The sequence below is a fragment of the Brevibacillus laterosporus genome, from assembly GCF_030489605.1.
GTDB lineage: Bacteria > Bacillota > Bacilli > Brevibacillales > Brevibacillaceae > Brevibacillus_B > Brevibacillus_B laterosporus_E.
On the sequence record NZ_JAUKFY010000056.1, the window covers coordinates 1 to 1,489 of the forward strand.

1 protein-coding gene and 1 pseudogene are annotated in these 1,489 nt (G+C 41.3%); both read right to left on the reverse strand.

The features are described from left to right. Positions 1-44: 44 nt before the first annotated feature. Positions 45-935 (reverse strand): annotated as a pseudogene (locus tag QZ995_RS23600) (IS3 family transposase); the annotation flags it as partial. A gap of 17 nt (positions 936-952) precedes the next feature. Continuing rightward, positions 953-1,390, reverse strand: coding sequence for an HTH domain-containing protein (locus QZ995_RS23605; RefSeq protein WP_301812384.1), 438 nt, complete (start codon positions 1,388-1,390; stop codon positions 953-955). Positions 1,391-1,489: the final 99 nt, after the last annotated feature.

The following is a 1,489-nucleotide window of genomic DNA, read 5'->3' on the forward strand; positions in this document are numbered from 1 at the left end:
TGAACTGTGACCCTATTTGTAGACAGTTTTAAAAGAATACCTAACTAGGCAGCTAAAAGATGACTTCTGAATTCATCAGGGGTCATCTTTTTTAATGACCACTGGTAACGTTCAGAATTGTAATAATCAATGTAACTGTCTACTCGATCCCTCAACTCTTGTATCGTTTGACATGTCTTATATTCCAAATCGTCTTTCATATGACCAAAAAAAGTTTCCATTGAAGCATTATCCCAACAGTTTCCCTTACGGGACATGGACTGCCTAAAGCCTGCTTTCCTGATTAAGCGACGGGTTTTAAAGTGGGTATAATGCAGACCTTGGTCTGAGTGTAGAATGGCTTCGGGGTGAATGTTGCCATCTAGCCGTTGGAACAGTCGTTTCAAAGTAATCCTCACCAATGGAAGCTTTAAAGAAGAAGAAAGATAGTGAGCTAAAATCTGTTTTGTTGCCCCATCCTTGACTACCGATAGGTAGGCACATTGACCATTACCGTAATACATATACGTAATATCGGTGAGCAGCACTTTTTCAGGTTCTCCCTGATCAAACTGACGTTGCAACAGGTTGGGACATGTTTGGTGCTCTTGCGTTGCCTTAGCTAATTTTCTATAGGGATTGGCTTGGCGAATGGTAGCAACAAGTTTATACTTTCGCATCAATCGACGAATCTTTTTATGATTCATGATCACTCCACTTTCACGCTCAAGTCGCATCTTAATAACTAATGCTCCTGCTTTACCACGAAGAGCGTCAAAGTGCCTCCTGATAAGTTTAATGTCATTCTCGTCCGCATCCTCTCGTAGCTGTCGAGTTTTCTCCGCACGAAGCCAACGGTAGTAGCCACTCGCACTAACACATGCAAGTTTACAAAGATATCGTGTTACATCACGCAATTTGTACTGACGTATGGTGCAATTAATGATTTGATAGCGCTCGGAGGGGGATAACGTTACCTCTGCAACTTCTGCTTTTCGAGCGCGTCGAGCTTTTTTAAAAAGTCGTTCTCCGCCTCTAAAAACTTGATACGCGCCTCAGCTCGTTTAAGCTTTTCCTCTACGGACAACTCCGTTGTCGAGGGTCTACCCGTACTTTTCTTTCCACGTTGTTCTTCTAAAAGGCCGATCTCTCCATGAATTTGATACACATTACGCCAACGTTTTAAGCATGTTTTTGGTTTGTCATGACCAATAACGTCTATGTCAAAACCAGCACCACGAAAAATTTCCATAGGTGTTTGTCCCTCTTGATACGCTTTGACAGCTGCTACCTTAAATGCTGGTGCATAAGTAATACTTTTGTACGTTACATGCTGAACATAAGGGTTAGCCTCAAGATGTTTCATTTCTTGTTCCGTGAAAACCTTTGAATTAGCTCTTGTTTTTCCCACAATTCTTTCCTCGCTTTATTTTAATAAGTTGATTAAAACACAAAAGACCCGTAAGAAGGTTACTTTTTTCAAAGTGTCCATCTTACGGGTCACAGTTCA